Source organism: Microbacterium sp. UBA837, assembly GCF_002296025.1.
Taxonomy (GTDB): domain Bacteria; phylum Actinomycetota; class Actinomycetes; order Actinomycetales; family Microbacteriaceae; genus Microbacterium.
In genome coordinates, this window is the sequence record NZ_DBHD01000095.1 from 1 (window position 1) to 25,903 (window position 25,903).

The 25,903-nt window shown below is 67.2% G+C and carries 27 protein-coding genes; 6 read left to right on the forward strand and 21 right to left on the reverse strand.

Features of this window, described 5'->3' with window-relative positions:
• The 8 genes from B3587_RS07055 to murC all read right to left on the reverse strand — a co-directional run.
• Positions 1 to 228: signal peptidase II (locus B3587_RS07055; protein WP_292727474.1), on the reverse strand; the 228-nt coding region annotated here is incomplete at its 3' end.
• Positions 229 to 236: 8 nt separating this feature from the next.
• On the reverse strand, positions 237 to 824 hold the full coding sequence (locus tag B3587_RS07060) for a DivIVA domain-containing protein (RefSeq protein WP_228178599.1): 588 nt from the start codon (positions 822 to 824) through the stop codon (positions 237 to 239).
• A gap of 97 nt (positions 825 to 921) precedes the next feature.
• Complete coding sequence (locus B3587_RS07065) at positions 922 to 1,221, reverse strand: YggT family protein (protein WP_228178598.1); 300 nt, start codon at positions 1,219 to 1,221, stop codon at positions 922 to 924.
• A gap of 3 nt (positions 1,222 to 1,224) precedes the next feature.
• A complete protein-coding gene (locus tag B3587_RS07070; protein ID WP_228178597.1) occupies positions 1,225 to 1,689 on the reverse strand; it encodes a cell division protein SepF in 465 nt (154 codons plus the stop codon).
• A 31-nt stretch (positions 1,690 to 1,720) separates the two neighbouring features.
• On the reverse strand, positions 1,721 to 2,410 hold the full coding sequence (locus tag B3587_RS07075) for a YggS family pyridoxal phosphate-dependent enzyme (RefSeq protein WP_292727477.1): 690 nt from the start codon (positions 2,408 to 2,410) through the stop codon (positions 1,721 to 1,723).
• Positions 2,411 to 2,453: 43 nt separating this feature from the next.
• Positions 2,454 to 3,587 (reverse strand): cell division protein FtsZ, encoded by a 1,134-nt coding sequence (gene ftsZ, locus B3587_RS07080; RefSeq protein ID WP_228178595.1) that lies wholly within the window; start codon positions 3,585 to 3,587, stop codon positions 2,454 to 2,456.
• Positions 3,588 to 3,768: 181 nt separating this feature from the next.
• Positions 3,769 to 4,848 (reverse strand): FtsQ-type POTRA domain-containing protein, encoded by a 1,080-nt coding sequence (locus B3587_RS07085; protein WP_292727480.1) that lies wholly within the window; start codon positions 4,846 to 4,848, stop codon positions 3,769 to 3,771.
• A 65-nt stretch (positions 4,849 to 4,913) separates the two neighbouring features.
• The gene (gene murC / locus B3587_RS07090; protein WP_292727481.1) at positions 4,914 to 6,320 is read right to left on the reverse strand and encodes a UDP-N-acetylmuramate--L-alanine ligase; all 1,407 of its coding nucleotides are present in this window, start codon (positions 6,318 to 6,320) and stop codon (positions 4,914 to 4,916) included.
• A 104-nt stretch (positions 6,321 to 6,424) separates the two neighbouring features.
• On the opposite strand from murC, the gene B3587_RS07095 reads away from it, so the two are divergent.
• From B3587_RS07095 to B3587_RS07110, 4 genes are read left to right on the forward strand one after another with little or no spacing between them, the layout of a single operon-like run.
• Complete coding sequence (locus B3587_RS07095) at positions 6,425 to 6,793, forward strand: PadR family transcriptional regulator (protein WP_228178592.1); 369 nt, start codon at positions 6,425 to 6,427, stop codon at positions 6,791 to 6,793.
• Positions 6,790 to 8,124 (forward strand): hypothetical protein, encoded by a 1,335-nt coding sequence (locus tag B3587_RS07100; RefSeq protein WP_292727484.1) that lies wholly within the window; start codon positions 6,790 to 6,792, stop codon positions 8,122 to 8,124. The genes B3587_RS07095 and B3587_RS07100 overlap by 4 nt, the downstream gene beginning before the upstream one ends.
• Positions 8,125 to 8,175: 51 nt before the next feature.
• A complete protein-coding gene (locus B3587_RS07105; protein WP_292727486.1) occupies positions 8,176 to 8,877 on the forward strand; it encodes a hypothetical protein in 702 nt (233 codons plus the stop codon).
• On the forward strand, positions 8,874 to 9,278 hold the full coding sequence (locus B3587_RS07110; protein ID WP_292727488.1) for a GntR family transcriptional regulator: 405 nt from the start codon (positions 8,874 to 8,876) through the stop codon (positions 9,276 to 9,278). Before B3587_RS07105 ends, B3587_RS07110 begins: the two co-directional genes overlap by 4 nt.
• Here the strand turns inward: B3587_RS07110 and B3587_RS07115 are convergent.
• The 10 genes from B3587_RS07115 to B3587_RS07160 all read right to left on the reverse strand — a co-directional run bounded on the left by B3587_RS07115 (position 9,275) and on the right by B3587_RS07160 (position 20,167).
• Complete coding sequence (locus B3587_RS07115) at positions 9,275 to 10,345, reverse strand: UDP-N-acetylglucosamine--N-acetylmuramyl-(pentapeptide) pyrophosphoryl-undecaprenol N-acetylglucosamine transferase (protein WP_292727490.1); 1,071 nt, start codon at positions 10,343 to 10,345, stop codon at positions 9,275 to 9,277. The two genes, B3587_RS07110 and B3587_RS07115, sit on opposite strands and share 4 nt — an antisense overlap.
• Before the next feature lie 45 nt (positions 10,346 to 10,390).
• On the reverse strand, positions 10,391 to 11,623 hold the full coding sequence (ftsW, locus tag B3587_RS07120) for a putative lipid II flippase FtsW (RefSeq protein ID WP_292727492.1): 1,233 nt from the start codon (positions 11,621 to 11,623) through the stop codon (positions 10,391 to 10,393).
• On the reverse strand, positions 11,580 to 13,130 hold the full coding sequence (gene murD / locus B3587_RS07125) for a UDP-N-acetylmuramoyl-L-alanine--D-glutamate ligase (protein WP_228178586.1): 1,551 nt from the start codon (positions 13,128 to 13,130) through the stop codon (positions 11,580 to 11,582). The genes ftsW and murD overlap by 44 nt, the downstream gene beginning before the upstream one ends.
• Positions 13,127 to 14,236, reverse strand: a complete 1,110-nt coding sequence (gene mraY / locus B3587_RS07130) for a phospho-N-acetylmuramoyl-pentapeptide-transferase (RefSeq protein WP_228178585.1) — start codon at positions 14,234 to 14,236, stop codon at positions 13,127 to 13,129. The genes murD and mraY overlap by 4 nt, the downstream gene beginning before the upstream one ends.
• Complete coding sequence (locus B3587_RS07135; RefSeq protein WP_292727494.1) at positions 14,233 to 15,645, reverse strand: UDP-N-acetylmuramoyl-tripeptide--D-alanyl-D-alanine ligase; 1,413 nt, start codon at positions 15,643 to 15,645, stop codon at positions 14,233 to 14,235. Before B3587_RS07135 ends, mraY begins: the two co-directional genes overlap by 4 nt.
• 23 nt (positions 15,646 to 15,668) lie before the next feature.
• Positions 15,669 to 17,453: a peptidoglycan D,D-transpeptidase FtsI family protein gene (locus tag B3587_RS07140; RefSeq protein WP_292727496.1), complete on the reverse strand. Its 1,785-nt coding sequence runs from the start codon at positions 17,451 to 17,453 to the stop codon at positions 15,669 to 15,671.
• Positions 17,450 to 18,037 carry a hypothetical protein gene (locus B3587_RS07145; protein WP_292727498.1) on the reverse strand — a complete coding sequence of 196 codons (588 nt, stop codon included), beginning with the start codon at positions 18,035 to 18,037 and terminating at the stop codon, positions 17,450 to 17,452. The genes B3587_RS07140 and B3587_RS07145 overlap by 4 nt, the downstream gene beginning before the upstream one ends.
• Positions 18,034 to 18,987 carry a 16S rRNA (cytosine(1402)-N(4))-methyltransferase RsmH gene (rsmH, locus tag B3587_RS07150; protein WP_228178679.1) on the reverse strand — a complete coding sequence of 318 codons (954 nt, stop codon included), beginning with the start codon at positions 18,985 to 18,987 and terminating at the stop codon, positions 18,034 to 18,036. The genes B3587_RS07145 and rsmH overlap by 4 nt, the downstream gene beginning before the upstream one ends.
• A 99-nt stretch (positions 18,988 to 19,086) precedes the next feature.
• Positions 19,087 to 19,518 carry a division/cell wall cluster transcriptional repressor MraZ gene (gene mraZ / locus B3587_RS07155; RefSeq protein ID WP_228178581.1) on the reverse strand — a complete coding sequence of 144 codons (432 nt, stop codon included), beginning with the start codon at positions 19,516 to 19,518 and terminating at the stop codon, positions 19,087 to 19,089.
• Positions 19,519 to 19,801: 283 nt separating this feature from the next.
• Positions 19,802 to 20,167, reverse strand: a complete 366-nt coding sequence (locus B3587_RS07160) for a DUF3040 domain-containing protein (protein ID WP_228178580.1) — start codon at positions 20,165 to 20,167, stop codon at positions 19,802 to 19,804.
• A gap of 66 nt (positions 20,168 to 20,233) precedes the next feature.
• On the opposite strand from B3587_RS07160, the gene B3587_RS07165 reads away from it, so the two are divergent.
• A complete protein-coding gene (locus B3587_RS07165) occupies positions 20,234 to 21,328 on the forward strand; it encodes a polyprenyl synthetase family protein (protein WP_228178579.1) in 1,095 nt (364 codons plus the stop codon).
• Between the two features lie 40 nt (positions 21,329 to 21,368).
• Here the strand turns inward: B3587_RS07165 and B3587_RS07170 are convergent, their stop codons facing one another.
• The gene (locus B3587_RS07170; RefSeq protein ID WP_228178578.1) at positions 21,369 to 21,725 is read right to left on the reverse strand and encodes an Rv2175c family DNA-binding protein; all 357 of its coding nucleotides are present in this window, start codon (positions 21,723 to 21,725) and stop codon (positions 21,369 to 21,371) included.
• Between the two features lie 116 nt (positions 21,726 to 21,841).
• Between B3587_RS07170 and pknB the strand changes: the two genes are divergently transcribed.
• Complete coding sequence (gene pknB, locus B3587_RS07175; RefSeq protein ID WP_292727501.1) at positions 21,842 to 23,809, forward strand: Stk1 family PASTA domain-containing Ser/Thr kinase; 1,968 nt, start codon at positions 21,842 to 21,844, stop codon at positions 23,807 to 23,809.
• A gap of 12 nt (positions 23,810 to 23,821) precedes the next feature.
• Here the strand turns inward: pknB and B3587_RS07180 are convergent, their stop codons facing one another.
• Both B3587_RS07180 and B3587_RS07185 read right to left on the reverse strand, forming a co-directional pair.
• Positions 23,822 to 25,159, reverse strand: coding sequence for a class II 3-deoxy-7-phosphoheptulonate synthase (locus tag B3587_RS07180; RefSeq protein WP_292727503.1), 1,338 nt, complete (start codon positions 25,157 to 25,159; stop codon positions 23,822 to 23,824).
• 4 nt (positions 25,160 to 25,163) lie between these two features.
• Positions 25,164 to 25,877, reverse strand: coding sequence for a lysophospholipid acyltransferase family protein (locus B3587_RS07185; RefSeq protein ID WP_228178678.1), 714 nt, complete (start codon positions 25,875 to 25,877; stop codon positions 25,164 to 25,166).
• Positions 25,878 to 25,903 lie beyond the last annotated feature (26 nt).

Below are 25,903 nucleotides of genomic sequence, written 5' to 3' on the forward strand. Positions count from 1 at the left end.
GGCGATGGTGAAGATCCAGGTGTACCCCTCACCGAGCGAAAAAGCGGCACCGGGGTTCTTGACGAGGTAGAACTGCAAGAACTCACCCACGACGGGAACCGACTCCTGCAGCGGGAGGTTGGTCAGCGCGAGGTACTTCGTGAACTGGTCGACGGCCAGCACCAGGATTGCGAGCAGCGCAATCGTGATGCCGGCCGCCGCGTGACGCAGAGGTGGCCGGGACGCCAAGAGCGTCCTCAGTTCGTGATGTTCGCGACCGACGCGCTGTCGGTCGAAGAGGAGTCGAGGTCCTTCAGGTGACCTTCGATGAAGTTGCGCAGCTGCGAGCGGTAGTCGCGCTCGAACTCACGCAGTTCGCCGATGCGGGCATCCAGTTCGGCCTTCTTGGCCTCCATGCGAGCGATCTCGTCGCGTCCGCGAGTCTCAGCGTCGGAGATGATCGAGGCAGCCTGAGCCTGGGCCTCGGCGATGAGCTGGTCGTGGCGCGCCTGGCCTTCGGCGACGTGCTCGTCGTGCAGACGCTGCGCGAGCTCGAGCAGGCCGGCGCTTGCCTGGGTCGGAAGCGGCGTGCTGGCCGGAGCAGCCGGGGCGGGAGCGGGGGCTGCCTCTTCGGCGGGCGCCTCTGCCGGTGCCGCGGGGGCCGCGGGCGCGCCGGACTCGAGTTCGGCGATGCGTGCCTTGAGCTCTTCGTTCTCGGCCAGGGCTTTACGCCACTCGACGACGATCTCGTCGAGGAAGTCATCGACCTCGTCGGGGTCGAACCCTTCCTTGAACCGGACGTGCTGGAACTGCTTGGTGACGACGTCATCCGGAGTCAGTGGCATTTCTTCCCTCTTTCGTTCGCCCGGCCGCTGGCCGATCGCGCCTTCCGGCACGCGGTTGTGGACGGTTGATAACAGCAAAGCATAGTCGTGGGTGGATTCATCCTGCGAAGGCGCGTGTCACCGACAGGAGGATGAAGCACGAGAGCATCGTGAGCGCGAACGCGAAGTCGATGGCGATGCTGCCGATTCGCAACGGGGGGATGAAACGACGGAGGAAACGGATCGGAGGGTCCGTCGCGGTGTACACACCTTCGGCGACAACGAGCATCGCGCCACGAGGACGCCACTCACGGTCGAAGACGGGGATCCACTCGAAGACGAGTCGGGCCAGCAGCACGAGAATGTAGATCAGGACTGCCGCGTTGAGGATTCCGGCAACGATCTGGATGACGTTCACGTATCAAGTCTGCGGGAAAGGAACCGCCTCCGGATCCGCTTGCGCCACGGCACCCTCACCCGACACCGCAACATTCTCGGGTGAGAGCAGGAAAACCTTGCTCGTCACGCGCTCGATGCGGCCGTACAGGCCAAGCGACAGGCCGCTCGCGAAGTCGATGAGACGACGCGCGTCGGCGTCGCTCATCTGCGAGAGGTTGATGATCACGGGAACGCCCTCGCGGAAGCTTTCGGCGATCACCTGCGCGTCGCGGTACTGCTTGGGGTGCACCGTGACGATCTCGTTGAGAGCGCCGACTGCGGGCTGACGAACCACCGCCGGACGGTGAATCGGCGTGACCGGGGCGGCCTTCTCGACGGATGCCGCGGCAGACTTGCGCGTGGGCGCAGGCGCTGGCGTCTCGTCGTAGACCTCTTCCTCGTCGGCGAGGCCCAGGTAGACCATGGTCTTCTTCAAGGGGTTCGACATCGCATCCTCCGTTTGCTCGTCTGCTCCGAGGTTAACCGCGCACAGGGCGCGGACCCGTGATTGCCGTGCCGATGCGCAGGTGTGTCGCGCCGGCGTGAATTGCAGCTTCGAAATCGCCGGTCATCCCGGCCGAGATCCAGGTGGCGTCCGGGAAGACACGGCGCACGGTGTGCGCGTGGCCGGCGAGCCGTTCGAAGGCTGCGGCAGGTTCTTCGCCCAGGGGGGCGACAGCCATGACTCCCCGGACCCTCAGTCCGAGACACCCGGCGGCGTGCTCGGCGAGCGCCGAAAGACTCTCCGGGGCGACTCCCCCGCGCCCGGGGTCGTCGGTGAGGTTCACCTGGATCAGGACGTCCAGGCGCACCTCGGCCTCGGCATCCAGCGCATCGGCGAGCTTCGGGCGGTCGAGCGAGTGGATGACCGAGGCCACGCGACGCACCGCCCGCGCCTTGTTGGTCTGCAGCTGACCGACGAAATGCCACCGCAGGTCGGACAGATCCCCGACCCCGACGACCTTCTCGAGTACTTCCTGAACCCGGTTCTCGCCGACGTCGCGCACGCCGAGGCCATAAAGCTCCTCGACCAGCGACGCCGGATGGAACTTCGTCACGACGATACGAGTGATGTCTTCAGGCGAACGCCCCGCTTGCCGCGCAGCAGCAGCGATACGATCGTCGATCGACGCCAGACGATCCGCGAGCTGCGCGTCCGACTCAGTCACAACTGCCGCCTCGAGCCGCGCACCCTCGCCGGCGCGGATGCGGTCACTTCAGGAAGTCGGGGATGTCGAGGTCGTCGTCCCCGAACGCCGAATCGAAGGCTGCATCCGAGATCGAGGGCACCGGAGCCAGTTGCTCAGGACGCTGCGGCTCGTCTTCGGAGTCTGCGGCTGCACGCTGCTCGACGGGCTCGCGACGGACCACCGGGGTGGCATCCGGACGCGCTTGCGGCTCGCCACCGTCGAACCCGGCGGCGATCACCGTGACGCGCACCTCGTCACCGAGCGTGTCGTCGATGACGGTACCGAAGATGATGTTCGCCTCAGGGTGGGCGGCTTCCTTCACCAGCTGGGCGGCGTCGTTGATCTCGAAGATGCCGAGGTTGGAGCCACCTTGAATCGACAGCAGCACACCGTGCGCACCCTCGATGGATGCCTCCAGCAGCGGCGACTCGACAGCAAGCTCTGCAGCCTTGATCGCCCGGTCCGCACCGCGTGCCGAGCCGATTCCCATGAGCGCTGAGCCCGCCCCCTGCATGACGGATTTCACGTCGGCGAAGTCGAGGTTGATGAGTCCGGGCGTCGTGATGAGGTCGGTGATGCCCTGGACACCGGCCAGCAGCACCTGGTCCGCGGTGGCGAAAGCCTCGATCATCGAGATCCCGCGGTCGCTGATCTCCAGCAGCCGGTCGTTGGGCACCACGATGAGGGTGTCGACCTCTTCTTTCAGGCGCGCCACTCCCGACTCGGCCTGGCTCTGGCGGCGGCGACCTTCGAACGAGAACGGCTTGGTCACCACACCGATCGTGAGCGCGCCGATCGACTTCGCGATCTTTGCGACGACGGGCGCACCGCCCGTACCGGTGCCGCCACCCTCACCGGCGGTGACGAACACCATGTCGGCGCCGCGGAGCGCCTCTTCGATCTCTTCGGTGTGGTCCTCTGCGGCGCGGCGACCCACCTCGGGGTCGGCGCCGGCACCCAGCCCTCGGGTGAGTTCGCGCCCGACGTCGAGCTTGACGTCGGCGTCGCTCATCAGCAATGCCTGGGCGTCAGTGTTGACGGCGATGAACTCGACCCCGCGCAGGCCGAGCTCGATCATCCGGTTGACGGCGTTGACGCCTCCGCCGCCGACGCCGACCACCTTGATGACTGCAAGGTAGTTCTGGTTCTGGCTCATGCCGACTCCTGTGCTCGTGTCCTGCAACCTTCAACCTCAACTGGAGGTATAAAGTATTGCTGGGTATGTATTTCCTAGACACGAAGCTAAGCGTCGACTCCCCCGATTCCGCGCGCTTGCGGGGGCGTGTCGCACATCCCGTTCTTTTCGTGCACCCGCTCGGCCCGGTGGGCTCAGCGGATCACTGGATGACGACGGCTGACGGCGACGAGACGTCGTAACGCGAGACCGTGTCCGGCGGGCGCGATTGCATCGCCGCAGCCAGCGCCACCGACTTGTTCGAGGACTCGTCAGCGTTGCCCCAGACGATCTCGGTGCCGGTTCCACCGAGGGTGAGGGTCACGTCGTTGGGGGTCGTCGCCGACGCCGCGGTCACCTGCGACATGATCGTGTCGGGAAGCGACCGCAGCACGTGCCCGACCGCCTCGAATGCTTCGGATGCCGTTCCACCGGTGATCTCCAGCACGGGTCTGCCGGGAGCCGGGGTCTGTGTCGTCGAGAGCGCGACGCCGGCGGCATCCACGAGGGTGAACCCGGCAGGTGAGGCGATGACCCCGATCGGGGTGCGTTCGACGACGCGCACGATCAGATCATGCGGAGGCCGGGCCTCGACGGTGTACGACTCGACGAGCGGGAACGCGACCAGCGCCGCTTTGATGGCGCTCTCGTCCACAAGTGGCAGTGGCGTGCCCAGCTGTGACGACAACGCGTCGGATACCGCTGCGGTGTCCAGCTGCTCAGCGCCCGCTACCGTGATCGTCTCGACAGCGAACAGCGGGCTGTACGCCGCCCCGACGCTGCCGAGCGCTACGAGCACGACTGCCGCGATGGACCCGAGCCAGATCGCGCGACGGCGACGGGCCCTGACGGTGAACCGCCGCACCTCGGACTTGAGCGCGCGCCGCCGCGCACGCGCAGCGCGCCACACCTCGCGCATACCCACCGGCGACGAACCGTCAGAGCCGGGCGCAGCTGCATCTTCCGCGAGCGGCTCGGTTGCTCCGGCCTCGTCTGCGCCGAGCGCCCAGGTCGGAACGCCGGGAAGGACGGAGGCGGCATCCCGAGCGCTCGAGCCGGTGCCGGCATCGGTCGGGAGGGGCCAGACCGGTGCGGGAGCGGTGATTCCGGTGAGGTCGATCGGCTCCGTCGGGGCGTTCTCGACGGGAACCGATGCCGATTCAGCCCACCGGTCCGTGGGGGCAGCTCCGCGTTGCTCGGGTGAGACGCCCCGTCTGCCGTCTCCGCCGGATGGGGTGCGCAACGAGGATTCGTCGTCAGCGCCCGACGGGGCCCCGGAGGGCGGGAGCGGAGTCGGCCGGCGCACCGCTACTCCGCCGGTGCGCCCTGCTGGCCGAGCGCGGCGAGCACGTCGGGAATGATGAGGTAGACGTTTCCACAGCCGAGAGTGATGATGTAGTCCCCGTCCCGCGCGATCGATGCCGTGTAGGCAGCTGCGGCCGCCCAGTCCGGCTCGAAGTGGACGCGTTCGGCATCCGTGAACCTGCTCGACACGAGTTCGCCGGTGACCCCCGGGATCGGGTCCTCGCGCGCGCCGTACACATCGAGCACGACGGTGTGGTCAGCGTGGCTCTCGAGCACCTCGGCGAATTCCGCGGCCATGTGTTGCGTCCGGGAGTAGGTGTGCGGCTGGTGCAGCGCGATGATGCGTCCATCGCCGACGACGGTGCGGGCCGCGGCCAGGGCTGCGGCGACCTCCGTCGGATGATGTGCGTAGTCGTCGTAGACTCTGACGCCGCGCACGATCCCGTGGAGTTCGAAGCGACGCACCGTTCCGGCGAACGCCTCGACGGCCTTCACGGCATCGGAAAAGGCATGCCCCAGGGTCAGGAGCACAGCCACGGCTCCGGCCGCGTTGACCGCGTTGTGCTCTCCGGGAATCGCCAGCGCGGCCGAGACCGTTTGCCCCGCGTGGGTGAGCTCGAACGACACAGGTCCGTCGGTGCGGATGCCGTGCACGCGCACATCGGCATCTTCCGCCTTTCCGAAGGTCATGACGCGCGGGTGGGTGAGGTGAGGAAGGATCCGACGCGCGCCCTCGTCGTCCGACGACAGGACGACGGCCTCGCGCGCCTTGTTCGCAAAGCTCGCGAACGCGGCATCGAAGGCTTCCCGGCTGCCCCAGTGGTCCAGGTGGTCGGGGTCGATGTTCGTGATCAGCGCGACAGCCGTGTCGTAGAGAAGGAACGTGCCGTCGGACTCGTCTGCTTCGATGACGAACAGATCGTCAGCACCGGTGCCGCTGGAGACACCGAGATCGGCAATGACTCCCCCGTTGACGAAACTCGGGTCGGCACCGAGCGCACGCAGCGCCGTGACGATCATCCCCGTCGAGGTCGTCTTGCCGTGCGCTCCCGCAACCGAGACCAGCGGGCGGCGGCCGATCAGCCAGTAGAGCGCTTGAGAGCGATGGATGACGGGCAGTCCCCGTTCCTTCGCCGTGACGAACTCAGGGTTTTCGGGCCAGATCGCCCCGGTGTGGATGACAGTGTCGGCATCCTGCAAATGCGCGGCGTCGTGCCCGACGTGGACACGCGCTCCTCGGGCAGCGAGGGCCTGGAGTGCCGCACTGTCGGCGCGGTCGGATCCCGAGACGCGGATGCCGCGATCCAGGAACATGCCCGCCAGGCCCGACATCCCCGAGCCGCCGATACCGATGAAGTGCGCTGCCTCGATGGTCTCGGGGATCGGGAGGCTGAGGTCGGGTCTGATCATGACCCGACAATCCTAGGTCGGCGTCGCTGAGGAACTCCTTCGGCACGCGGCCTATCGCAGGCTCACCGTATCGATATTCCATGATCGGGAATATGCTCGGGGTCATGGCTACCGCGCGACCTGACACGACCTTCTGGATTCTGACGGCGCTCGCGAACGGACCGCAGCACGGCTACGGCATCCTCCGGAGCGTGTTCGAGGCATCCGGCGGCGCGGCGTCCCTCAAGACCGCGACCCTCTATGCGACGCTCGATCGCCTGACCGCGAGCGGCGCTGTCGAGGAGTCGGGCGAACAGATCGTGGATGGGCGCGCGCGCCGCTACTTTCGCCTGACATCCCAGGGCGTTGCGCAGCTCGAGAGCGAAACCGCCGAGCTCGAGCAGCGGGTCGCCGCCGCCCGCCGGGCGCTGGGCACCGCAGCGGGCGGCGGTGCGAGACCGCGCCCCGCTCATCCGCGGAGCGCGCTGGCATGAGTCTCGACCGAGACCGCTTCGAGCGCCTCGTCCGCTGGTACCCGCGCTGGTGGCGCGACGCGAATGCCGCGGTATTCGTGGGCACAGCTATGGATGCCGCCGAAGCGGGCGGGCTGAGCGCGCCATCGCGCGGTGAACGAATGGCAGCAGCGCTGGCGGGCCTGGGCACCCGCCTCGACGCCACCCCCGCGCGCGTGGCCGGCGCTGCCGCGCTGGCCGTGTCAGCTCTCGTTGCGGCAGCTGGCCAGCTCGGGCTCACCTACGCTGCCCCCTGGCTGTTCACGACGATTCTCGTGACTCAGGTCGGGCTGGTCCCGGCTCTGTGGTGGACGGTAGCCCTCGCCAGTGCCCGGCATCGTCTTCATCTCGATCCGATCCGCACGCTGGTCGCGCTCGGCATTTCCATGATCGCGACAACGGGCGCCGCGCTCGCCTTCACGTCCTGGAGCGTCGGGTTCGATGAGGCGGACGCCGGCGACCCTCGCTCCCTCTTCTCGGCCCTGTTCCCCGCCTTCATCGCACTCGGATCGACAGCAGCCGCATGTGCAGTGGTCGTGGCGGTCAGCGACCGGCTCGCGCGTCGCCGCGGGATGCGGGTCCTGATCGTCGGGACGAGTATCATCGGCGCCGCGCTGTCGCTTCCCCTCGCGGCCGTCATGCTCATGTCACCGATCACGACATTCCTCGTCTCTGCCGCGGCGGTCGTGATCGTCGCCCTCGTCTGGCCCGGGCACCGGGAGCGCAGCAGTGCGACAGCCTCTGCTGTCGACTCGCATGCGGGCCGGGTCGGACGGCGACGCGCTGCGCGTGCGCTTGCCGTTGCCGCCATCATTACGTCGCTGCTGTCGATCACCTTCGCGGTGACAGGGTCTCTGTACACGAGCCTCGACGGCACCGAAGCGATGCTCGTCGGCATGCGCGCGTCAGCCGGATGCGGCATCCTGGTGATCCTCGCGCTCGCCCTCCGCGCGCCGCGGCGGACCGCGACGCAGCAAAGATCAGTGTGGGGGGCCACAACGCTGGGTGCGCTCACGCTTGTGCTCGTCGTGACCGGATGGGGAACCATACTCCCGTCTGGCAACCCTCGCCCGATAGGCGCCGTCGTCTGGCTTCTTCCGGCTGCCGCGATCGTCTGGCTCGTGTGGGCCGCCTCGTGGCGAAACCGATCCCTCGCCCTGGCGGTCAGCCTCATCGTCGCGGTGGCGTTGCCGATCATGGGGCAGATCCTTGCGGCTGTTCTCGGCATCCTGACGCCGATCGTCGCGATCGTGTTGGTATGCCTGCGGGTGAGCGCACCGGTGCCGCAGCACATGCAGGTCGAGCTGGCTTGAACCTCATGGAACTGTATCGACACATTGCGACAATATTGATACAAAAGAGACATGTCTTTCGAGTTCGGCATGGTCTGGTTCACCGCCGCGATCTTGTGCGCGCTCGCCCTGGTGCCGATCATCTACCTGATCAGAAGCCGACGGCACGACCTGAGCGCGCAACAAGCCGCGCGATACGAGCGAGTCGTGAAGCTACCGTTCGGAACCGGCGAGAACTACCTGCGTCAGCCCTGGCGGCGTGTTCTGGCCCCCATAGCCCCCGGAACTGCGTCTGTGGGCGTGGCCGCTGTCCTCGCGTGGCGTTTGGTGCAGCCCAGCCGCATCGCGACCGAAACCGTGCTGTGGTGCGCCGGGCTTCTTGTCTTCGCGATCATCGTTTTCGTCGTGATGCGCGTGATGGAGCGGATCGTGCTATCCCAGCCGCAGGTCGCCAGCGATGACCTCCAGCTGGCGTGGGACGACCTGTTCCGCGCGGACGCGCTGTGGTCACTGCGCAGCGCCGCAACAATGGCCGCAGCACTACCGCTGGGAATCGCTGCGGGAACGCTCACCCTGACCCCGATTGCCGCCACACGCCCGGAGTTGTCGACGCTGATGAGCCCATGGACTCCGGTGTTGATCGCCGCAGCGCAGGTGACGTACTCGCTGGGGCTCGGGAAGATGGCAGCGTCACGATATCCGGCCGCGTTGCGCCCGCAAAGTCGGCGATTCGCGAGCCCGTCGGTCGAGCTTGCCCGGGGAGAAGGCGCATGATCGTCATCGACCCCGCCTCGCCCACACCTCCGTTCGAGCAGCTGCGCGCGCAGTACGTTGCGGCGATAGCGAGCGGTGAGCTGCCGCCAGGCTCTCGGCTGCCGACAGTGCGCCGACTCGCCGGCGACCTTGGACTTGCGCCGGGCACGGTGGCTCGGGCCTACCGGGAGCTCGAGACCACGGGCCTCATTGAAACGCGCGGCCGTTACGGCACGTTCGTGTCCGTCGACGAGAACGCCGCGCTCGGCCAGATTCAGCGAGCTGCCGCAGCCTTCGCCGAGCAGGTCCGTGGCCTGCGCGTCGACACCGATCAGGCCATCGCGGCCGTGATCGCAGCGCTGAAGACCACCGAACCGACGAACTCCCCGCCTGAGGTGGCAACCGTGCGCGCCGACGGTTAGGCGAGGGCCTCGTCGATCATCGCGATGAGATTCTCGGTGCCGGTGCGGATGCCGATCTCCGCGGCCTTCTCGGCCATACCCGCCCGCTCGTCGGCATCCGTCAGCAGGGGCAGGATGCGGTCCCGGACCGTCTCCGGGGTGAAATCCGCATCGGGGATCAGGATCGCAGCGCCATGCGCCACTGCGGAGGCAGCGTTCAGCGCCTGCTCCCCGTTGCCCACGGCATAGGGCACGTAGACGGCGGGGATTCCGAGCGCGCTGATCTCGCTCACCGTGGCAGCCCCCGACCTCGAGACGATGAAGTCGCACGCCGCGAAAGCGAGGTCCATGCGGTCGACGTAGCGACGGAGGGCGTATCCCGGCTCCCCCGGGTCCTCGAGATCGGAGCGATCACCGGTGACGTGGAGCAGCTGCCACCCGGCATCCAGCACGTCGCGCCACGAGCCTGCGATCGCGGTGTTCAGCCGCAGCGCTCCCAGCGACCCGCCGAAGACCAACAGGGTCGGCGCTTCCGGACTCAGGTCGAAGTGAGCAGCAGCCTCGGCGCGACGCGCCGCACGATCGAGGTCCTCGATCTCGCGGCGCAGGGGCATCCCGACCAACCGGGCCCGGGGAAGCGGCGTGCCCTCGAAAGCGACACCGACACCAGCGGCTCGGCGGGCACCGAGGCGGTTGGCAAGTCCCGGCCGGGCGTTAGCCTCGTGGACGACGAACGGGATGCCGGCGCGCCGGGCTGCAACGTACGCGGGGGCCGACGCGTAGCCACCGAACCCGACGACGACATCCACCTCGTGTGTCGCAATGTGTGCCCGCACCTGGGCCACCGCGCGGCGGAACCGGCTCGGAAACGCTGCGGCAGCACGATCGGGTCGCCGTGGAAACGGCACCTTGTCGACGACAAGAAGCTCGTAGCCCCGCTGCGGTACCAGCCGCGACTCCAGCCCCTCCGCGGTCCCGAGGACGCGCACATCGGCACCCGTGCCCCGAGCGCGCAGCCCATCAGCAACGGCCAACAGGGGGTTCACATGCCCGGCGGTCCCGCCGCCGGCCAGCAAGTAGGTCGTCACCGTCCGACCCTATCTCGCCCCGCCGAATAGCTGCGGGCGGCGACCTCAGCGGCGAGCGGCCGACCGGGGCGCTGGCCTCGCGGTCACCGGAATCGTCCGGGCGAACGCCAGCAGAACCCCGGTCGCAACGAGCACCGACACCAGCGACGTGCCACCCTGAGACATGAACGGTAAGGGGACACCGAGCGGCGGGAACAGCCGCAGCACGACGCCGATGTTGATGAGCGCCTGACCGACGATCCATACGGTGATCGCGCCGGCAACGATCCGCACGAAGGTGTCGTCGGTCTTGCGGATGATGTGGAAAGCGCCGATCGCGTAGATCGCGAACAGCCCGAGCACGACGATCGCGCCGATGAGGCCGAGCTCTTCACCGACGATGGCGAAGATGTAGTCGCTGGATGCCGCGGGCAGCCACTCGTACTTCTCTTTCGAGTTCCCAAGTCCGAGGCCGAAAATGCCGCCGCCGGCCAGTCCCCAGATACCGTGCAGCGGCTGGTAGCAGGTGCTGAGGTAATCGGCGGTGCAGTCGGTGTTGAAGACGCTGAGGATGCGCTCCATGCGGTTCGGGCTCGTGACCGCCAGCGCCGTGACTGCCACGATCGCCAGCAACAGCGGGATGACGAACACCCGCAGCTTCACACCGGAGAAGAAAAGGGCGCCGAGGGCGAGCAGGAACAGCACCATCGCCGTTCCGAGATCGTGCCCGGCCAGAACCGTCGCGATCACGGCGGCGGCCACCGGCACCACCGGGATGAAGACGTGCCGCCAGTCGCCGAGCAGCGTGCGCTTTCGGTACAGGATGAAGCCGAGCCAGAGGGCCAGCGCGAGTTTCAGAAACTCCGAGGGCTGAGCCTGAATGCCAGCGATGAGGATCCAGTTTCGGTTTCCGCCATCCTCGACGCCGAGGGGCGTGAACACGAGGAGCTGGAAGGCGGTGGTGACGATCAGCGCGGGCCACGCGATCCGCTTCCAGAAGCTCACTGGCAGTCGGCTCGCGATGAACATGAGCGGCAGGCCGATCGCGGCGAACACCGCCTGCTTGATGACCGCATCGTACGGAGCCTGACCCGCCGCGGTCGCCGTTGCGCTGGTGGCCGAGAGCACCATCACGAGACCGAAGATCGTCAGCAGGACTGCCGTGGATGAGATGAGCAGAAACTCACCGGCAACCGGGCGGAACAGCGATCCGAGAGAGACGCGGGCAGCAAGCCCGCGCTTGGGCGTCGGCTCGTCAGGCTCCTGCGGGAGCGGACGGATCGGCGTCGGTGTCGCCATGTTCGCCCCTTCCCACTCGCTGCCTGACCGCCGCAGCGAACTTCTCACCGCGATCCGCGTAGGAGGCGAACTGGTCGAAGGATGCCGCGGCCGGTGCGAGGAGGACGACATCCCCCTCGGCCACGAGTCCGATCGCCAGGTCTACGACCTGCGCCATGACGTCCCCAGTCTCATCGGCAATGACCTCGTGCAGCGGAACGTCGGGCGCGTGTCGCTCGAACGCCGCCCGAACGGCATCGCGCTGGTCACCGATCACGATCGCTGCCTTTGCCAGACGCCCCCGCGTCGAGACGAGCGTGGTGATGTCGACGCCCTTGAGCAGTCCCCCCACGATCCAGATCGATCCGGGGTAGGCGGCAAGCGAGGATGCCGCAGCGTGCGGGTTGGTCGCCTTCGAGTCATCCACCCACGTGACACCGGCGACTGTCGCAACGATCTCCATCCGGTGGGGGTCCAGCCGGAACTCGCGCAGTGCAGTGGCTATGGCCTCGGGCGGTACGTCGAGCGAACGGGCCAGCGCACTGGCAGCAAGGATGTTGGCAACGACGTGTGGGGCCGCGAGGCCGAGCTCTCGAAGCTCGTCGATCGTCGTGAGTTCGAGAGCGCTGGTGCGCCGCTCGACAAGGAACGCGCGGTCCACGACGATGCCGTCGACCACGCCGAGGTCGCTCGGACCGGGAACGCCGAGGTCGAACCCGATCGCTCGCGCTCCCTCGATGACATCGGCTTCTTCGACCATCTCGCGCGTCGCGAGGTCGGCCTTGTTGTAGACGCAGGCGACGCGGGTGTGGTTGTACACCTGCGCCTTCGCGTCGCGATACGCCTCGAAGGATCCATGCCATTCGAGGTGGTCGTCGGCGAGGTTCAGACAGACCGCAGCGTGCGGCGAAACCGGTTCCGGCGAGGACTGCAGGCTGAGGTACCAGAGCTGGTGGCTGGACAGTTCCACGACGAGGACGTCGAAGCCCGACGGATCACGGACGGCATCCAGGATCGGCGTGCCGATGTTTCCGCACGGGACTGCCCGGAGACCCCCTGCCACCATCATCGTGGCGGCAAGGCCCGTGGTTGTCGTCTTTCCGTTGGTGCCGGTGATCAGCACCCAGTCGGCGGGAGCGCCGCCGGGGCGGACTACCTTGTCGCGCACGCGCCACGCGAGCTCGATGTCTCCCCACAGCGGGATGCCGCTTTCGAGCGTCCAGCGCACGAGCGGGTGCGTCGGGCTGAAGCCGGGCGAGGCGATCACGACCTCGGGAGCGAAGTCCACGAGCTCGGCGGGCGGCGTGCTGAGCGACCCCATCGATGACCGCACCCCGATGACGGGTAGCAGGCGCTCATAGGCCGGGTCGGCGGATTCGGCGAGAACGAGAACCTCCGCGCCGAGTTCTGCCAGCGTGTCGGCCACCGAGAAGCCGGTCACCGAGAGGCCGAAGACGGCAACCCGCAGGCCGCGCCAGTCGGCGTGCCAGCTGGTCAGTCCATCCAGCCGGGAGGATTCACCGGTCATGTGCGCGCGAGCCATTCAACGTAGAAGAAGCCGACGCCGGTGACTGCCAGTCCCGCGGCGATGATCCACATCCTGATGACGATGTTGGTCTCCGACCACCCGCGCATCTCGAGATGGTGGTGGAAGGGGCTCATGAGGAACAGACGTTTGCCGCGGGTGAGCTTGAAATAGATCCGCTGCAGGATGACCGAACCCGATCCGATGATGAACGCCCCGGCGGTGAGGACCGTGAGGATCTCGGTGTGAGAGAGGATCGAGACCGCGGCGATCACGCCACCGATCGCCATCGACCCGACATCCCCCATGAACACCTGAGCCTTCGGCGCATTCCACCATAGGAACCCGACCAGAGAGGCAGCGAAGGTCGCCGCGATGATCGTCAGGTCGAGCGGGTCCCTCGTCTGGTAGCAGGCCTGCTGGTAGGCGGCCACGAGGTCTGCGCCGTCGCAGCGCTGCTGGAACTGCCAGAACGTCGTCAGGCTCATCGCTCCGATCGTGAACACACCCACACCGGTGGCCAGGCCGTCGAGGCCGTCGGTGACGTTCGTGCTGTTGGACCAGGCGACGCCGATGAAACTGATCCAGGCGATGTAGAGCAGGATGCCGATCGCAACCGGCAACGCCAGGAAGTTCAGCACCGAGATGTCGCGGAAGACCGAAACGTAGGCCGTCGCGGGGGTCTGGCCCTGGGCATCCGGGAACTGAAGTGCGACGAGCGCCCACGGCACGATGACGATCACCTGACCGACGATCTTGCGCCAACCCGACAGACCGAGGCTTCGCTGGCTGCGCAGCTTCATGTAGTCGTCGATGAAGCCGACGAGCGCGAAGCCCACCATCATCCAGAGCACGAGGAAACCCGAGATCGTGGGCGGGTTGCCGCCGGCGTAGGTTCCGATCAGGTACGCGATCGTCGTCCCCCCGACGAAGATGACGCCACCCATCGTGGGTGTACCGCGCTTGAGTTCGTGCTGAGGGTTGTTTCCCGCGTCGGGGGTACGGATGACCTGGCCCCATCCCCACCGGCGGAACAAGCGCAGGAAGACGGGTGTGAGAAAGAGCGAGAACGACAGGGCGATCGCCGACGCCATCAGGAGGGATCTCACGAGAAGGATTCTCCCAGACGGTCGCCGAGGTGCCGGAGGCCCGCGGAGTTGGACGATTTCACGAGCACCCGATCACCCTCACGCAGCTCGGACATCAGGTAGTCGTACGCTTCGTCAGCTGTCTCGAAGAAGACTGCCTCGCCATCCCACGACCCCTCGCTGATCGCCGAGAGGTAAAGCCGGCGCGCAGCAGAGCCGATGACGACGATCCGTTGGATGCGCAGCCGCACCGCGAGAAGACCGACGCGGTCGTGCTCCTCCCCCGCGTACTCGCCGAGTTCGCTCATCGCGCCGAGAACGGCGACAGTGCGCTGATCGGGCGCAGTGATCTGCGCGAGAGTGCGAAGCGCTGCGGCCATGGAGTCCGGACTCGCGTTGTAAGCATCGTTGATGATGCGCACGCGCTCCGAGCCCATCGGCTGCATCCGCCACCGCTCTGCCAACTCCATCGCCTGGAGCCGCTCGATGCAGGCTTCGGGACGGATGCCGAGACTTGTCGCCGCAGCAATCGCGGCCAGCGCATTCATGACGTGGTGCTCGCCGAGCACGCGCAGAACGACCGGAAACTCGTCGCCGTCGATGACGGCACGGAATCGCGTTCCCTCGGGCGTGACCTCCACGTCCTCGGCCCGCACATCCGCTGCCGAGCCTCGCCCGAACCAACGGACTGTCGCGCCGCGTTCGGTGGCGATACCGGCCATCGCTGCCACGCGCGGGTCATCCGCGTTCAGCACTGCCACGCCCCCGGGCCGGACGGCGTGGATCAACTGCGACTTCTCGACGAAGGTCGACTCGATGCCGCCGAACCCGCCGGCGTGCGCCATCCCGACCATGAGGACGACCCCGATGTCGGGGTGGACGAGACCGGCAAGACGCGCCATCTCTCCCGGTGCACTGGCGCCGAACTCGCTGACGAGATAGCGGGTTCGTTCGGTGATCCGGAGCATCGTCAGCGGCGCACCGACTTCGTTGTTGAAGGATGCCTGCGGCGCTACGGTCTCATCCTCGGCCTCGAGGATGCGCGCCATCATGTTTTTCGTCGTCGTCTTGCCGTTCGAGCCGGTGATCCCGACGATCCGAAGGGCACCGCGTGCCCGCACCTCGCCCACAACGAAGCGGGCGAGGTCTGCCAGGGCATGCACAGCCCCCGGCACCACGATCTGGGTGATGGCGGCATCCAGCGGTCGCTCGACGATGGCGAGCACCGCACCCCGCTCGATCGCGGCGGCAACGAAGTCGTGGCCGTCAGCGTGCTCGCCCGGTTTGGCGACGAAGATGTCGCCGGGGCCGATCAGTCGAGAGTCGGTGTCGACGGTGCCCGAAACCACCGTGTCAGCGGAGTCGGCGCCGCGGAGGACGAGGGTTCCGCCGAGGACATCGGCGATTCGGGACAGAGTCAGACTGATCATGCGCAGGAGGCGTGCCGTCGAGATCAGCCGAATGTCGGGAGATCGGGTGAGGCGGAGTTCGAAGGCATGATTCGGTAGGTCTTGAGCACCTGGGTCATCGCCTCGCGGAACGCCGGAGCGTTGGCACTAGACGACTTTATCGTGGTCGGCTCATCGAGTGTCACCACGACGACGTACTGGGGATCGTCGGCGGGGGCGAAGCCCGCGATCGTCGTGAAGTACGAACCGACCTTGTACGTCCCCGCGCCCGGATCGACCTTCTCAGCGGTTCCGGTCTTGAGCGCGATCCGGTATCCGGCGATGCCGACCTTCTCAGAGACCGACCCCTTCGTGGCGACGTTCTCGAGCATGTCGGTCACCTGGCGGGCGGCCTCGGGACTGATCACCTGCGTGGGCTCGCCGTTCTCGGGGGTGGTCACGGTGCCATCAGCAGCAGTGCACGACTCCACCAGCCGAAGCGGCAGCTTCAGGCCGCCGTTTGCGATCGCCTGGTAGGCGTTCGCCAGCTCCGGAACCGTGGTCGTCAAACCCTGGCCGTAGGAGGTGTTGTACTTCGTCTGGTTGTCCCACTGGCTCGGGTCGCGAACCAGCCCGTTCGCTTCCCCGAGGAAGTCGACGTCAGTGCCCTGCCCGATCCCGAATCTCGTGAGGTAGTCGTAGCGAGCTTGGTCGCTCATCATCCCGGCGAACGTGGAGATACCGACGTTCGACGAGTTCACGAGCACGCCGTTGAGGGTGTAGTCGTAGTCCGGGTGGGGAAGATCGTCACGAACGCTCGCACCGTTGTCGAAGGTCTGGCGGAAGGGCACGCGGACCACCGAGAAGGGGTTCGCGGTACCTGAGTCGACGAGCATCGCTGCCGAGAGCGCCTTGAACGTCGAGCCCGGCTCGAAGGTGTTGCGGAAGATCCGGCTTGCGCGATCGGACTCGTCAACGACTGTCGGAGCGTTGGGGTCGACGGTCGGGTACTCGGCTGCCGCACGGATCGCACCGGTCTTGACCTCGACGACGAAGATCGAGCCGTTCAGCGCCCCGGTGTTCTGCGTCTGCTCGGCGATCAGTTGCTGCAGATACCACTGCAGGTCACGGTTGATCGTCAGTTGCAGCGTCCCCCCGTCGATGGCGGGTATCTCGGTCATCGTCCCGGGGATGATGACGCCGTCACCGCCGCGCTGATACCGAATCTCGCCGTCGGTCGAGGCGAGGCATCCGTTCTGGGAGGACTCCAGCCCAGCGAGCGCCGTGCCATCGGACCCCACAAAGCCGACGAGGTTACCGCCGACCGCGCCGTCGGGGTACGTGCGCGCCGGGTGCGGGAACATCGCGAGATACGGGATCTTCATATCCGCGAGTTCGCGGTACTGCGCCGTCGTGAGGCCCCGCGTGAGCATCGCGTATCGACTGTCGGGGTTCTCCGCGAGGGCGGCAGCGACGATCGCCTGAATCTCTTCGGCGCTCTGACCCGTGACGGCGCCGATCTCAGCTGAGATCGTCTCCCACGGAACCTTGACGTCCTCGCCGTCGATCTCACGGTCGATCGGGCCGACGAGTTTCGGATCGAGCTGCGCGTCGTAGAGCACGATGCTGCCGGCAAGGGTCGCGCCGTTCTCGTCGACGATCGCACCGCGGGTTCCGTATGTCTCCTGCGAGCTCGACAGCCCCAGTTCCAGGGACTGTTCGATGTGCTCCTTGGCATTGACGACCTGGATGTCGACAAGACGGATGACGAAAGCACCGATGACTGCCAGAACAACGAACATGGCGACGACGGTGCGGCGCCGTGGGCTTCGTGTGCTGCGTCCGGTCATCGTGTCGTGGGGGTCGGCAGGCCGTCGGTGAGCGCGGGCGGGATAACCGATTGACCGGTCTCGTCCGTGACCTCGACGGGAGTTCCTTCGATGGTCGCGGCGGGGTCGGTGACCAGTGGCGTCTGGGTGATGAGGGCGTTTGCCACTGCTCCCCTTCCGACGGCGTCGATCGATGACTGCCACCCTGCGGCCTGCGAGGCTCCCACCAGCGCTCCGTCCGAGAGACGGAGGAAGGTAGGCGCTTCGCTGATGACCATACCGAGGGCCGACGCGTTTGCCGCGAGGTACTGCGGCGAGCTGAGACCTGCAACCTCGTCGTAGAGGATCTGCCGGTCCCAGGTGAGCTGTCGCTGCTGCGAGGTGAGGGCCGAGATCGCGTACGTGTCTTGCGTCGTGAGGATCGACACCACCATCTGGGCCGCGACGATCGCCGCGGCTCCGAGGACCGCGACGATCCCGTAGGCGAGGCGCGGACGGCGCCACGCTGCGGTCTGCTCCACCGGACGCAGCCGCGGGGCTTGTGTCTCGACCGGGCGAGCACTCGGGGCGAACTCATCAAGGGCTGCCAGCAGATCCGCGCTCATGCGGCATCCTTCACTCGTTCGGCCGCGCGCAGCCGCACGGGCGTGGCACGGGGATTGCGTAGCTTCTCGTCGTCGGAGGCCATTTCGGCGCCCTTGACGATGAGACGGAACTGCGGGGCGTGCTCGGGGAGTTCCACGGGTAGGCCCGCGGGGGCTGTCGAGCGGACCGCCTGGGCGAGGACGCGCTTGACGAGGCGGTCCTCGAGGGACTGATAGGACATGACGACGAGGCGGCCACCGACTGTCAACGCGTCAAGCGCGGCGGGAAGTGCCGTCTCGAGGGCCGCAAGCTCCGCATTCACCTCGATGCGCAGGGCTTGAAACACCCGCTTGGCGGGATGACCGGCGTTCTTGAGGGCAGCGGGAGTCGCGGCCTGCAGGATGTCGACGAGCTGAGCAGACCGCTCGATGGGCTGTTCGGTTCGCGCCTGGATGATGGCTCGGGCGTACCGTCCGGCGAGCTTCTCTTCGCCGTATCGCTCGAAGATCCGGCGCAGGTCTCCCTCGCCGTACGTCGCGAGGACGGTCGCGGCTGTCACTCCCCCGGACTGGTCCATCCGCATGTCCAGCGGCGCATCCTGGGCGTAGGCGAAACCGCGGTCCGCGACATCCAGCTGCAGCGACGAGACACCGAGATCGAACAGGATGCCGTCCACGCGCGTAAATCCGGAGCGTTCGATCGCCCCGGCGATGCCGTCGTAGACGGTGTGCACCGGGATCAGGCGGTCACCGAACCGGGCGAGACGCTCGGAGGCGACGCGCAGGGCGTCGGTGTCGCGGTCGAGCCCGATCACCGTCAGCGCCGGAAACCGCTCCAGCAGCGCCTCGGTGTGCCCGCCCATTCCGAGCGTCGCATCCACCACGACGGGGTTCTCGCCGCCGAGCGCGGGAGTCAGCAACTCGATGCAGCGCTCGAGGAGGACGGGGGTATGGATGTCGCGCAGGTCCATGATGTCGGGCCGGACCACTGGGCTCTGATCCCCACCCGCTGAAGACCTGGCGCCGGGGAAGTGCGTCAGGGCCCCGCAGATGGGCATCACAACCGAGGGTCAGAACAGGCCAGGGATCACCTCCTGCTCCATCTCTGAGTAGGTGGCTTCGTTTCCTTCGAGGTAGTCGTTCCAGGCCCGCGCATCCCAGATCTCGGCGTGAGCGCCCACACCCGTGACGACGAGCTCGCGCTCGAGCCCGGCGTAGGCGCGCAGTGGCGGCGGGATGGTGATGCGGTTCTGGCTGTCGGGAGTCTCAGCGCTGGCGCCCGAGAGGAACATGCGCAGAAAGTCACGTGCCTGCTTGTTGGTCAGCGGCGCCTCGCGTATGCGGTCGTGGACTCGCTCGAACTCCTCAGCCGAGAAGACGTAGAGGCATCGCTCCTGCCCGCGCGTCACGACGATGCCGGCGCCGAGATCGTCACGGAACTTGGACGGCAAGATGACGCGTCCTTTGTCGTCCAGCTTCGGAGTGTGAGTCCCCAGCAGCATCCCGCGTCACCCCCCTTCGTCCGGCCCCTCCAGGTTGCTCGCCACTTTACTCCACTTCCCTCCACTTTGTCACCACATTCACGTCATAGTGCTCCCCCGGCGCGTCCAGGCGCGCCAAAGGAAGCGAAAGCTGACACCGGAAGGCGCTGTCGACCGGATGCCGAACCCGGCGGTTAACGACGAAACGCCGACCCGGAGGTCGGCGTTCGGTGGCCCGTCAGAGGGCGGTGGAGCGGTGTGGAGTCAAGCGGTGGAGCGCAGTGGAGGGCTCAGCCTCGATCGGTCAACGACCTTCCTGGCGGCGGTCCCAGCGCTCGTTCATACGGTCCATGAAGCTTGCGTTCGTGCGGGCCGTCGCTTGACGCTGATCAGCGCGCGGGGGTTCTGCGCTTGTGCGCTTGGCTGGCGTAACGGCGACGATCACTCCGGCGATCATCGCGAGGAACCCGAGAACACCCACGATGATCAGCTGCATTGCGACACCGACGATGAGGGCACCGATGCCCGCGAGCACGAGGATCGTGCCGTACACGACATTGCGATACGAGAGACCACCACCGCTGGACGCCGAAACGACATCGGCGTCATTGCGCATGAGATGGCGCTCCATCTCGTCGAGCAGACGCTGCTCCTGTTCGGAGAGTGGCATGAGATCCCCCTCGGGCTGGATCGGTGGCACGATTCTACGCGCGCCGTCGATTACTAGGCTAGGCCCGTGTCAGTAGGTAGTGACCCGGTCGCGGCAGTTTCTCAGCGAGTCGAGGACTTCTTGGCAGCACGGGAGGCCGAGGTCGAGCTCTTCGGCGATGAGGCGATCCTCCTCCACGGCGCCGCCGCCGAGTCCGTTCGCGGCGGAAAGCGTCTGCGCGCCCGCTTCTGCTTTGCCGGGTGGCGCGCAGTTCGCGAGCACTCCAGCGAAGCTGTAGCGCCGACCGAGGACGTGCTCGCGGTAGCGGCTGCACTGGAGGTCTTCCACGCCGCCGCCCTCGTGCACGACGACATCGTCGACAACTCCGACACGCGGCGCGGCCGTCCCTCCGCTCATCGCGCCCTCGAAGCTGCCCACCGCGCCCGCGGCTGGGTCGGCGACCCCGCACGCTTCGGCCGTTCGGGGGCCCTCCTCCTCGGCGATCTTCTGGTCGCGTGGAGCGATGATCTCCTCGAAGAGGGCCTCGCCGTGGCCACTCCGGCACACGCCGCGGCCGGTCGCCGCGAGTTCGCGCTGATGCGCAGCGAGGTGACGATCGGGCAGTTCCTCGATGTCGCCGAGGAATCGGCCTATGTAACAGAGGCTGACGACCGCCACGCTGAGCGCGCGCTGCGGATCGCATCCCTGAAGTCAGCGAGATACAGCATCCAGCAGCCGCTCGTCATCGGCGCGGCGATCGCGGGAGCGGACGCCGCACAGCAGGGGGCTCTGGTCGCGTTCGGGCACCCGGTCGGTATGGCCTTCCAGTTGCGCGATGACGTGCTGGGTGTCTTCGGCGACGCCGAAGCGACCGGCAAGCCGTCGGGCGACGATCTGCGCGAAGGCAAGCGCACGGTTCTCGTCGCGTACGCGCGGGAGGCGCTCCCCACGGGATCGCGCCGGCTGTTCGACGAGATGCTCGGCGATCCGTCTCTCGAACCCGACCAGATCGCGGCGATGCAGCAGACGATCCGTGACACCGGCGCGCTGGAGCGGGTCGAAGACCTCATCCTCGACTACACCCGTACCGCCGAGCGGGCGCTGTCGGGCGCGCCGCTCGGCAACCGATCCGTGAGCGAACTGCGGGAGCTTGCTCGCGCAGCCACCGTGCGCACAACCTGAGCGCGCCGCCCGCCTGACTCCCGGGCGAGCATCTACTTCCTTAGGCGAGCGTCTGGGCCACCCGCCGGACCTCGCTCTTACGTCCCGCTCGGAGCGCCTCGATGGGCGCCACACCGATCGTGTCATCGGGCGCGAGCATCCAGTCGATCGCTTCGTCGTCGGTGAACCCGGCGTCGTGAAGCACAATGATCGTGCCCCGCAACGACGGCAACGGGTGACCGTCCACGATGAAGACGGCGGGCACCGCGAAGGCGCCGTGGCGCTTGGAGCCGATCAGCTGTGACTCGTCCAGAAGTCGACGCACGCGGCCCAGCGGTTCGCCGAGAACCTCGACGAGTTCGGGCATCGTGAGCCAAGCGGTTTCGGTTGCAGGAGATGGGTTGGTCACGACAGCCATGATCTCACCACGGGCAGCGTCGCGACCGCGCTGCGACCAATCGACGCGCGATACTGCTCATCCGCTTCTGTGAGCCGCTCCCAGGCGGGGCCGCTCCTGCTCCGTAGACTCGGTGCGTGAGCACCAGCGCGCAAACCGATCCGTTGATCGGCCGTCTCGTCGACGGCCGATACCGGGTGCGCGCCCGGATCGCGCGGGGCGGCATGGCCACCGTCTACGTTGCGACGGACCTGCGCCTTGAGCGCCGTGTAGCGCTGAAGGTCATGCACGGTCACTTGAGCGATGACACGGTCTTCCAGAGCCGGTTCATCCAGGAAGCCCGTGCGGCAGCACGGCTCGCAGACCCCCACGTTGTGAACGTCTTCGATCAGGGCAGCGACGGCGAAATCGCGTATCTCGTGATGGAGTACCTCCCCGGCATCACGCTGCGCGAACTACTTCGCGAAGAGAAGCGACTGACAGTGCCGCAGACGATCTCGATCATGGATGCCGTCCTCTCGGGCCTTGCCGCGGCGCACCGGGCCGGCATCATCCATCGCGACGTCAAGCCTGAGAACGTCCTGCTGGCAGAGGACGGCCGCATCAAGATCGGGGACTTCGGCCTCGCGCGGGCAACGAGCGCGAACACGGCGACCGGCGCTCAGCTGATGGGTACGATCGCCTACCTTGCCCCCGAGTTGGTCACCCGGGGCACCGCGGATGCCCGCAGTGACATCTACGGCCTCGGGATCATGCTCTACGAGATGCTGACCGGTGAGCAGCCCTATCGCGGTGAACAGCCGATGCAGATTGCGTTCCAGCACGCGACCGACTCGGTCCCCCGCCCGAGCGTCAAGAACCCCGGCGTTCCTGAGCAGCTCGATGAACTCGTGCTGTGGTCGACCGAGAAGAAGCCCGACGATCGACCCGCTGACGCGATGGAGATGCTGCAGCGGCTTCGGGAGATCGAGCGAAACCTCGGCATCTCACCGCAGGTCGTCACGGCGGCGACCTCCGGGATGATCGACCGCGAGGATCCAACCGAGCTGACGAAGGTCCTTCCGGCCACCACCGGCGCGACTGCTGTGCATTCCGAGGTCGACAATGCGGCGCGCCTGCGGCGCTCGGCGAACCGCCAGGGCGCGCGCACCGCCTGGATCGTCACCGTCGTGATCCTCCTCGCGGCCCTGGCCGCCGGAGTCGGGTGGTGGTTCGGCTCGGGCCCCGGCTCCCAGGTCTCCGTCCCTGCCGTCGCGGGACTCGACTACGAGGGCGCAGCTGCTGCCATCGAGGCCCAGAACCTCGTTCCGGAGCAGGCAGGTGAGAACAGTCTCGAGGTCGAACAGGGTGTTGTCATCCGTACCGATCCCCCGGCGGGCGACCGCGTCGACAAGGAGTCGACGGTTCGGATCTTCGTGTCGCTGGGCCCGGCTCAGCACGACATCCCCTCGGTGGCAGGGCAGTCAGCGGCCGATGCGCGCGCGACACTCACCGGTTATCAGCTCATCGTCACGGAACCCGACGCCGAGCTCTTCTCCGATGCCCCAGCCGGCACCGTCGTCGCGGTCTCTCTCACGCCGCGCCTGCAGAGCGATCCGGTGAACTGCACGGACGGGTGCACGGCGTTCGAGGGCGATACCGTCACGCTGACTGTCTCGCTCGGTCCCGTGCCCGACGTCCGGGGTATGTCGGTGGAAGCCGCTACCCAAACGCTCGAATCCGCGGGTCTGAGTGTGTCGGGCGAGAACATCGAGCAGTACGACAACGACGTCGCCGCCGGTGAGGTCATCGGCATCGCCGAGCGCCAGGATGGCGGACAATGGCGCCCGGGTGACACGGTGACCCTTGTCGTGTCCAAGGGTGTTCAGCCGGTAGAGGTGCCCGCGGTCATCGGTCTGTCGGTGCGCGACGCGGTCACCGTGCTCGAGGATGCCGGGTTCCAGGCCGAGACGGCGCTGCCGGAGGGCAGCCTCTGGGACGTGTTCCGCGTCAATGAGATCGACCCGAAGGCGGGAACCTTCCACGTGCCCGGCACCGTCATCACCATCACCGATATCGGGATCGGTGGCGGTAACGGCGGGGGCAATGGCGGCGGGAACGACTGACCCGCCCGGCGCTCAGCGCTTCTCGAGCTCCTCGGCGACGAGGAAGGCGAGCTCCAGCGACTGCATGTGGTTCAGTCGCGGGTCGCACAGCGACTCGTAGCGCGTTGCCAGACCCGCTTCGTCGATCATCTCGGATCCACCGAGGCACTCGGTGACGTCATCTCCAGTCAGTTCGACGTGGATGCCGCCCGGGTGCGTACCGACGGCCCGGTGGGCTTCGAAGAACCCGCGCACCTCGTCGACCACATCGTCGAAGCGACGGGTCTTGTAGCCCGTCTGCGACGTGATGCCGTTGCCATGCATAGGGTCGGTGACCCACAGCGGGGTCGCGCCCGAGTCCTTGATGGCTTCGAGCAGCGGAGGCAGCGCGTCGCGGATCTTGCCGGCGCCCATGCGGGTGATGAAGGTCAGACGGCCCGGCTCGCGCTCCGGATCCAACTTGTCGATGAGGGCCAGCGCGGTCTCGGGAGTCGTGGTCGGGCCGAGCTTGACCCCAATGGGGTTGCGGATGCGCGAGAAGTAGTCGACGTGCGCACCGTCGAGTTCGCGGGTGCGCTCCCCGATCCACAGGAAGTGGCTCGACGTGTTGTACGGCGTTCCGGTGCGGGAGTCGATCCGGGTCATCGGGCGCTCGTAGTCCATGAGCAGGCCCTCGTGCCCGGTGTAGAACTCGACGCGTCGCAGTTCGTCGAAGTCGGCGCCCGCGGCTTCCATGAACTTGATGGCGCGGTCGATCTCGGTCGCCAGGCGCTCGTAGCGCTGGTTCGCGGGGTTCTGCGCGAAGCCCTTGTTCCAGCTGTGCACCTCACGCAGGTCGGCGAACCCACCCTGCGTGAACGCACGGATGAGGTTCAGCGTCGATGCTGCAGTGTGGTACGCCTTCAGCATCCGTGCCGGGTCCGCTCGCCGCGAAGCTTCGGTGAAGTCGTAGCCGTTGACGATGTCGCCGCGGTACGCGGGAAGGGTGACGTCTCCGCGGGTTTCGGTGTCCGACGAGCGGGGCTTGGCGAACTGCCCGGCCATGCGTCCCATCTTGACGACAGGCATCGAGGCGCCGTAGGTCAAGACGACTGCCATCTGCAGCACGGTCTTGATGCGGTTGCGGATCTGCTCGGCAGTCGCACCCGCGAAGGTCTCGGCGCAGTCTCCGCCCTGCAGCAGGAACGCCTGCCCGGCGGCGGCGCGCCCGAGCTTCTCGCGAAGGATGTCGACCTCGCCGGCGAAGACGAGCGGCGGGAGTGTCGCGAGCTCAGCCGATATCTCGGCGGCGGCCTCCGGCGCATACCACGACGGCTGCTGCTTAATCGGGAGCGTGCGCCAGTGGTCGAGCGGGTCGGTCTTGAGGAGCATCCGCTCAGTCTATCGGGGCGGGAACTGCCTCAGAGCGCGGCGGGGCGGCCCGGTTCTTGACCGTCGACGCGTACACGTCGTCGTACTTCTGTTCCCCCAGCCGCTGCAACGCGACCATGATCTCGTCGGTGATGGAGCGGAGGATGTAGCGGTCCCCCTCCATCCCGTGGAAGCGGGAGAAATCGAGGGGTTCGCCGATGACGACGCCGACGCGCACGACGTTGGGGACCCGCTGCCCGATGGGCATCATGGTGTCGGTGTCGACCATGACGCACGGCACGACGGGGACGCGGGCTTCCAGGGCCATCCGGGCGATGCCGGTGCGCCCGCGGTAGAGCTGCCCGTCGGGACTGCGTGTGCCCTCCGGGTAGATGCCCAAGAGGTCGCCGCGACCCAGGACCTGGAGCCCGGTGTTGAGGGATGCCTCGGAGGCCTTGCCGCCGGAACGGTCGATGGGAAGCTGCCCGGTGGCCTTGAAGAACACGCGCGTCGCCCACCCCCGAATCCCCTTGCCGGTGAAGTAGTCGCTCTTGGCGAGAAACGTCACGGGGCGGTCGATCATGAGGGGAAGGAAGATCGAGTCCGCGAACGAGAGGTGGTTGCTCGCGAGGATCGCAGCGCCGGTCTTGGGGATGTTGCGCCGTCCCACGATCCAGGGGCGGAAGATCGCCTTCACGATGGGGCCGATGACCACGTACTTCATGAGCCAGTAGAACACCGCTCGCACGCTCCTTTCCCCGTCGC